Annotated in this window: 9 protein-coding genes and 1 pseudogene; 3 read left to right on the top strand and 7 right to left on the bottom strand. The window is 68.9% G+C overall.

The features are described from left to right. The 3 genes from WBA11_RS05930 to WBA11_RS05920 form a co-directional block, all read left to right on the top strand. The coding region (locus WBA11_RS05930) for a biotin/lipoyl-containing protein (RefSeq protein ID WP_424519788.1) at window positions 1-188 on the top strand (188 nt) is incomplete at its 5' end. After that, entirely contained in the window at window positions 185-880 is a 696-nt protein-coding gene (gene pepE / locus WBA11_RS05925) for a dipeptidase PepE (protein ID WP_424519787.1), read from the top strand. The genes WBA11_RS05930 and pepE, both read left to right, overlap by 4 nt. A gap of 48 nt (window positions 881-928) precedes the next feature. Further along, window positions 929-1393, top strand: a complete 465-nt coding sequence (locus WBA11_RS05920) for a PH domain-containing protein (RefSeq protein ID WP_424519786.1) — start codon at window positions 929-931, stop codon at window positions 1391-1393. A gap of 16 nt (window positions 1394-1409) precedes the next feature. Here the strand turns inward: WBA11_RS05920 and WBA11_RS05915 are convergent, their stop codons facing one another. The 7 genes and pseudogenes from WBA11_RS05915 to WBA11_RS05885 form a co-directional block, all read right to left on the bottom strand. Next, window positions 1410-1877: a hypothetical protein gene (locus WBA11_RS05915; protein WP_424519785.1), complete on the bottom strand. Its 468-nt coding sequence runs from the start codon at window positions 1875-1877 to the stop codon at window positions 1410-1412. 60 nt (window positions 1878-1937) lie between these two features. After that, the gene (locus WBA11_RS05910; protein WP_424519784.1) at window positions 1938-2477 is read right to left on the bottom strand and encodes a hypothetical protein; all 540 of its coding nucleotides are present in this window, start codon (window positions 2475-2477) and stop codon (window positions 1938-1940) included. Window positions 2478-2564: 87 nt separating this feature from the next. Next, window positions 2565-3815 carry a hypothetical protein gene (locus WBA11_RS05905; RefSeq protein WP_424519783.1) on the bottom strand — a complete coding sequence of 417 codons (1251 nt, stop codon included), beginning with the start codon at window positions 3813-3815 and terminating at the stop codon, window positions 2565-2567. Window positions 3816-3952: 137 nt separating this feature from the next. Continuing rightward, window positions 3953-4924, bottom strand: a complete 972-nt coding sequence (floA, locus tag WBA11_RS05900; RefSeq protein WP_424519782.1) for a flotillin-like protein FloA — start codon at window positions 4922-4924, stop codon at window positions 3953-3955. A 41-nt stretch (window positions 4925-4965) separates the two neighbouring features. Further along, window positions 4966-5466: a cyclic pyranopterin monophosphate synthase MoaC gene (moaC, locus tag WBA11_RS05895; protein ID WP_424519781.1), complete on the bottom strand. Its 501-nt coding sequence runs from the start codon at window positions 5464-5466 to the stop codon at window positions 4966-4968. Window positions 5467-5610: 144 nt separating this feature from the next. After that, window positions 5611-6606, bottom strand: a complete 996-nt coding sequence (gene moaA / locus WBA11_RS05890; RefSeq protein WP_424519780.1) for a GTP 3',8-cyclase MoaA — start codon at window positions 6604-6606, stop codon at window positions 5611-5613. A 183-nt stretch (window positions 6607-6789) separates the two neighbouring features. Beyond that, a pseudogene (locus WBA11_RS05885) lies at window positions 6790-7480 on the bottom strand (hypothetical protein); the annotation flags it as partial.

Below are 7480 nucleotides of genomic sequence, written 5' to 3'. Positions count from 1 at the left end.
GCCTGGTCCTGCGCGTACTGGTCGAGGCCGGCGACCCCGTCGAGGCCGGGCAAGGCGTCGTCGTCCTGGAGGCTATGAAGATGGAGAACGAGCTGTCGGCGCCCGCAGCCGGCACCGTCGCCGCCGTCCGCGTCGAGGCCGGCGACGCCGTCGGCAAGAACGATGTCCTGATCGAGGTCGACGTATGATCCTGCTGCTCAGCAACTCGTCGTCCGACGCCGGCTACCTCACGCACGCGCGCGACTGGATCCGGGACGCGCTCGGGGACGCTCGCCGCGTCGCCTTCGTCCCGTACGCCGCCGTCACGTTCAGCTACGACGACTACACCGCCAAGGTCGCTGCCGCCCTCGACGGGCTCGGCCTGGAGATCACGGGCGTCCACACGGGGGAACCAGCAACAGCCGTCCTCGAGGCCGACGCGGTCTTCGTAGGTGGAGGCAACACGTTCCACCTGCTGCGCGAGTCGATCCGCACGGGCGTCCTCGAGGCCGTCCGCACCCGCGTCGAGGGCGGGGCGCCCTACGTCGGGTGGAGCGCCGGCTCGAACCTCGCCTGCCCCACGATCCGCACGACCAACGACATGCCCATCGTGGAGCCGCCCACGCTAGACGCGCTCGGGCTCGTCCCGGTCCAGATCAACCCGCACTACACCGACGCGCACCCGGACGGCCACCGCGGCGAGACGCGCGCTGAGCGGCTTTCGGAGTTCGTCGCGGCCAACCCGGCCTCGCCCGTCGTCGGGCTCCCCGAGGGCACTGCGGTCCGCATCGAGGACGGCCGCGTCACGCTCTTGGGCGACGGCGCAGCTCGCGTGTTCGACCTCGAGGACCCGGCGGGCCGGACCGCCCGCGACGGCGAGGTCGAGGCGCTGTTCGCGTAACCCGTCGGCCTCGAGGCCGTACTGTCTCGCACGTCTTCCTCCGGTACGATGCGCTTGACGTTCGATGCTCCCTGGTCCGCTCCGCTCACGGTCATCAGCGTGCTCATGGTCGTCGTGGTGATCGGGGCCTTCGCCTCGGGAGCGGCGATCGCGGTCGCGGTCGTCCTCGCCATCCTGGGCGTGGCCGGCGCGCTCGCCGTGCGCGGGTACGTCGTCGAGACGGACGCCGTCGTCATCCAGCGCCCCGGCTGGGAAACGCGCCTCGAGCTCCGCGACCTCGAGGACGTCGAGGTCGATCCCGACGCGATGCGGTTCGCGTTTCGGACGTTTGGGATCGGCGGCCCGTTCGCGTTCGTGGGTCGCTACCGGAGTGGGCGGGTCGGCGGGTTCACGGCCTACGCGACGGACCGCTCGCGCTCTGTGGTGTTGCGGTGGCCGGACAAGACCGTCGTCGTGACGCCGGACGACCCCGAGACGTTCGTCGCTGCCGTTGAGGCCGCGGCGAGGTTGTAGCGTCCTCGAGGACGAGCTATCCCTCTCGGCTGGTCAAAGCGATGACCTTCTCGCGCCACTGTCCCGGCGTCATTCGGTACGGCTCCAGGAGCTCCAACAAACGGGCACTCGGCTTTGATGAGTATCCACCTTTCTCGATCCACGAACTAGTCCGGGTCCACCCTGTCGCTTTGGCCACACCGACCGGCTCGGGATAAGTCAGCGCATACGTTTCAGCCTCGTCGGGCGAACAAAGGTTCCAGACGAATGCGAGCACCAGATTGGGGAACTTCTCGTACTTCTGATGGACCCCGAACCGTCTACCGGAGGACGCCTTCATTCGGATGGGGCAAGCGACGAACCTCCCCGACTGCGCGTCGAGGTCGGCGTACGCGATAACATCGATGCCGCGGTCCCGAGCGGGGTAGGCAACCTCTAGGCCGGCCATGAGCAGTTCGTCGGCGAGGCAATGACGGCCGAGCAGTTCTACGACCTGGCTATCCATTGGGAACGAGCTGAAAGGTTAGAGGTCAATCGAGTTAGGGCTGAGTCGTACTGCTCACTGTCACGCCGCATCCTCGAGGGCCTTCTGCGCGAACGCCGTCACCAACCGCGCGTGCGCCGCGACGACCTCGATGAGCCCCGTCTCCGCCAGCCGCGCGTCGGGCGACGTCGGCAGCTTCGGGGGCGAGACGCGGCCCATCCACAGCGGCATCTTCTCGCGCAACAGGCTCGGCCCCGGAAAGCGCCCCGGCGCGAGGTGCGCCGAGTAGAACGCCGTCTTCCGGTCGAGCCGCTCGTACACCGACTGGTCCGGCTCCACCTCCCCCTCGCCGCCGGCCGCGACCACCTGGGCGCCCAACAGGAAGTCGTGGTAGAGGTAGGGCAGCTCCGCTAGCGCCGTCCCCGCCGCTGCCTGCACCTCCGGCTGTCCCCGCAGCCCGACCTCGAGGGCGCGAGCGGTCACCGTCGAGACGAGCGCCAACGTTTCTTCGGCGACGAGCCCCGGATCAGCCTGGTCCGTTAAGGACGGGAGCACGCCGCGGACGACGTCTTGGGTGGTCGAGAGCGCCGCCGCCGCCGCGAACGCGGACGAGCGGGACACGACGGAGAGCGGGAGATCGAACACGGTCGGAGCGCTGGGGTCCCGTTGTCGCTTTCGGAGCCGCCAGGGTTCCGCCCTCGAGGACGGCTAGCGCGCGACGGCAATCCGGCGGTCGAGCACGCGTGGCGACGTGCCGTCCAGGACGGTGACCACGAGGGGCACGTCGCGCGGCCCCATCACCTCGACGGTCCCGCCCTCGAGTGCAACGCGTCGGTCGACGGGGACGGCGTCCGGGCCCTCGTCGCTGCGGCGGACCTCGACGAGGCACGGACCGCACGCGCCCGGCAGCGGGAACGAGCGGAGCGTTCCGTAGCCCAACGTCGCGACCGGCCTCGAGGTCGGCGGACGGACCACCTGGAGATCGGTGAACACCTCGTGCCCCGACGGGTCGAGCGGTTCGCCCTCGAGGTCGAGCAGGATCACGGGGCTGTTCGCGACCAGCCCCGTCGCGAGGGCCGCACGGTATGTCGGGTGTTCGAACGCAGGCGTGGACCGTGGACCCAACTCCACCTGATCAACCGTCAGCGGATCGATTCCGGTGATCCCTTGGAAGTAGTCGGCCATCGGGTGGAAGTACTCGCCCGGCCGCTCGTTGACGTGGCTGTACCCAGCGTGAACCAAGATCCGAGCGTCGCGGTCGCTCGCGAGCACTCGGTCGACCAGATTCTGGGCCTGCGTAAAGTCACGGCGTTGCTGGTAGCTCAGCGTGTCGTCTTCGGGCCCGTCTTCGATCTGCTCATACCGGACGAGCGTGTAGCCCAACCGGATGGCATCTCGGACGAGCGACCCGAAGACCGGCTCGTCGATGTAAAACCCGATTTGGGGGATCGGGTACAACGGTCGGCGCTCGAGAACATCGTCGGACGTGAAGGTTTCGGCGGCGAGGTACCGATAGCCCTGCTCGTACAGCGGCCCGAGCAGATCTCGCGTCATGAGACGTGTCGAGGCGTCGTGATGAGCCTCGTTGACCATTACGACTTGAGCAGCCTCGGCGCGTCGAGCGATCTCCTGGACCGCCCCGACCGCCTGCACACCCGATGGCAGCACTCCGACCGAGTCGTACGCGGCGGCAGCGAGGCTCTGGTCGGTCCACCGGAGAGCCTCGTCGTGCATTGCCAGCCGACCGGCCTCTTGGGCAAGCCTCTGGACGACCCAGTCATGAGACCGACTGGACGAACTCAGACCAGGCTCGGCCTCGACGAGACGGAGGTACACCGACAGCGGGCCGTCGCCCGCTTGAGGGCGGACCAACTCAAACGGCGGCCGGCCCTCCTCGGCGTGCTGCGCAGCGGCCGCGCCGCTCCACGCGATCAGGACGGCGAGGATCAAACGGATCATGATGTCAGGGGGATGCGACCCTCTCGACACCCAAGAGCCAGAAACGTTGCCCGTGCGCGACGCACCGGCCTCGAGGTCGGTGCGATCGATCTACGCGGTCGCCCTCGAGGACGACGCTCGACCTCGAGGGCGCGGTGCTACGACTGGTCCTCCGTCTCCGGCGGCCCGCCGCCGATCGCCGTCCGCATCTGGGTGTCAGCCTCGATGTTGCGCAGGTTGTAGTAGTCCATCACGCCCAGGTTGCCCGAGCGGAACGCCTCGGCCATCGCCTTGGGGATCTCGGCCTCGGCCGCGACCAGGTTGGCCCGCTGCTCCTGCTCCGACGCGACGGCGGCCGCGCGGCGCTCCTCGGCCTTGGCCCGGGCGACCCGCAGGTCGGCCTCGGCCTGGTCGGTCTGGAGCTTGGCGCCGATGTTCTCGCCCACGTCCACGTCGGCGATGTCGATGGACAGGATGTCGAACGCGGTCCCGTTGTCGAGGCCCTTGGACAGCACCGTCTTCGAGATGTTGTCGGGGTTCTCCAGGACGAGGGCGTGGGTCGCCGACGAGCCGATCGTGGACACGATGCCCTCGCCGACACGCGCGATGATCGTCTCCTCGCCCGCACCACCGACCAACCGCTCGATGTTGGCGCGGACCGTGACGCGCGCGATCGCTCGGACTTGGATACCGTCTTTGGCGATGGCCGAGATCGGAGGCGTCTCGATGACCTTCGGGTTGACCGACACCTGGACGGCCTCGAACACGTCACGTCCGGCCAGGTCGATGGCCGTCGCCCGCTCGAAGCTGAGGTCGATGTTGGCCTTGTCGGCCGAGATCAAGGCGTTGACCACCTTCTGGACCTCGCCGCCGGCGAGGTAGTGGGCTTCCAGGAGTGGTGGCGACACGGGAATGCCGGCCTTGTGCGCCGTGATGAGCGGCCGGACGATCTGGGCCGGCGGCACGTTCCTGAGCCGCATCCCGACCAGGTCCCGGAACAGCCCGAGCTTGACCCCGGAGAAGATGGCCGTGATCCACAGCCGGACCGGGATGAAATACAGGATCACGATCGCTAGGAGGACCGATCCTAGGATGATGATCAGACTGCCGACGCCGAGGAGCTCTTCCATTTCTGTGTTCTAGTGGAGCCCCCGGTACGCTACCAAGGGGGCTAGTTGTTTCGCGGGCTCGCCCGTCTGTAATCGCCGCTTCGCCCGCCGGTCTTGGCGAGGAGTCGGATGTCCGTGATCTCGATGTCCTTCGTCACCGACTTGCACATGTCGTAGACCGTCAGCGCGGCCACGCTCACCGCTGTCAGCGCCTCCATCTCGACGCCCGTCGGCCCGATGGTCTTGGTGATCGCGCGGACCTCGACGGTGCCGGTCTCGTCCTCGAGTTCGAACTCGAGTTCGACGTTCTGGAGCAGGACGTCGTGGCACAGCGGGAGCAGCCGGCTGGTCTGCTTGGCGCCCAGGACGCCGGCCACGTTCGAGACGGTCAGGACGTCGCCCTTCTGGATCTCGTTCTCGCGGATCAGGCGCAGCGCCTCCGCTCCGACGACGACGCGGCCGGACGCGACGGCCGTCCGAACGGTGGACGTCTTGTGGCTGACGTCGACCATGCGGGCCTGGCCCTTGTCGTCGACGTGGCTAAGGGACGGGGTCTCGGTCATCACTTCGGTGGGGGGAGTGTCTTCAAGATACCGGGCGCCCTCGAGGCCGACGGGCTCTTCTGGATGCCTCAGAATTCGGGTCCGTCCCCCTCGAGGGCGGGCGACGTCGCAGAAGAGCGTCCTCGAGGACGCGCCTCCCATCTCTCACCCGCCGATCGCGACCATCGGACGCGGTGGAGCCTTCGCCAGCGCGTCCATCCCCGCATGTGCCGCGTGCTTGCCCTCCAGAGCCCTCCGGACCAAGGACACGACCTCGAGGTCGCTCGCGCCGGCGCGCATCGCGTCGCGAAGGCTCACCGGCGACCCACCAAACAAGCACACCTGGAGCCCACCGTCCGCCGTCACGCGCAGCCGGTTGCAGCCGGCGCAGAACGGCGCCGTCATGCTCGCGACGAACCCGACGCGGCCCCGCCACCCTGGCTGAGCGAACGTCTGCGCCGTCGCGTGCGGGCCGTCGTCGAGGGCGGACAGGGGGCCGAGCGAGTCCTCGATGCGAGCTCGCGTCTCGGCCATCGGGACGAGATCGGCCCGGTCCCAGCCGTTGCCCGCGAACGGCATGACCTCGATGAATCGGACCTCGAGCGGCTCACTCGCCGCCCAGCGCGCGAAGTCGACCACCTCGTCCTCATTGGCGTTTTTGAGTGCGACCACGTTGACCTTGAGCGCCCGCCCGCCTCGCCCGTACCCGCGGCGCATCGCGTCCTCGAGGGCGGAGAGCACGACTGGGAGACCCGCGCGGCGTGTGACCGCCTCAAACCGCTCGGGGCGCAGCGTGTCGAGCGACACCGTCAGGTCGGTCAGGCCCGCGTCCTCGAGGTCGGCCAGGCGGTCCTCGAGCAGCAGTCCGTTCGTCGTGATCGCGAGCGAGCGGAGGTCGAACCTCCCGACCTGGCGGGCGACCTCGAGGGCGTCTTTGCGAACCAGCGGCTCGCCGCCTGTGAGCCGGACTTTATCGACACCGTTCCCCACCATCAGACGCGTCACGCGCACCAGTTCGTCGGTCGAGAGCTGGTCCCGTTTCGCGGCGAGGGGCACGCCGTGAGCCGGCATGCAGTAGACGCACCGCAGGTTGCAGCGCTCCGTAAGCCCCAGGCGGAGGTAGGTGTGCCGACGGCCGAACCGGTCCGCGAGCGCGCTCACTCGTCGTCTTTCTCGAAGACGGTCTTGGCGATGGCGATGGCCACGCCGACGGCCAACCCCGCCAGCAGCATGATGACGTACCAGCTTGTCGAATCAGTCTCCATGGCATCGAGGGCGAGGTCTCAGACTACGGAGCGCGCCCGCCGGTAACTGAGGAATCGCGATGCACGACCTCGAGGTCGGCTACTGGAAGTCGCGGACCAGGACGATGTCGCTGTCCGTCCGCTCCTGCTGCGAGAGCAACAACCGGCCGTCGGGGAAGACGCCCAGGCCGGAGTCCTCGGCCACCTCGGGAACGACGGCCACCGTGCTGCGCTGGCGGGTCACGGGGTCGATGCGCACGATCGAGGCCGCACGGTCGAACCGGCGCTCCAAGGCGACGATCGTCTCGCCTTGGACCGTCCAGTTGGCCCAGTCGGCCGGGGACAGGTTGACGGGCAGGCGCTCGGCGCGGACGTCGCGGATCTCGCCGTCCTGCTCGGACAGCAGCCACAGCCCACGCTGGTCGGGCCGAACGAGCAGGAGACCGCCGCCTGGGGCCTCGGCCGCTGCGACGCCGCCGCGGACCGTGACGGCCTCCGCGTTGCCTCCGGCAGACGGGACGCGGTAGATCTGCCATTGCTCTCCGCGGTCGGACGCGAAGTAGACCCACATCCCGTCCCGGGACCACGTCGGCGCGACGTCATCGGAGTCGCTGTCGGTGAGCTGGCGGACCTCGCCGCTCGGCAAGACCACGAACACGTCGGCATCCCCGTCCGCACGGGCCGAGACCACGAGCCGCTGGCCGTCGGGGCTCCATCGAGGTCCGCTCACGCGGGCGCCGCCGAACGACGTCAGCCGCTCCGGCGCGGCCTCGGGTCCCGCGACCCAGACC

The organism is Rubrivirga sp., from assembly GCF_049648075.1.
Taxonomy (GTDB): Bacteria; Bacteroidota; Rhodothermia; order Rhodothermales; family Rubricoccaceae; genus Rubrivirga.
Note: the sequence above shows the minus strand (reverse complement) of the source record. Positions and strands in the feature narration are given on the sequence as shown.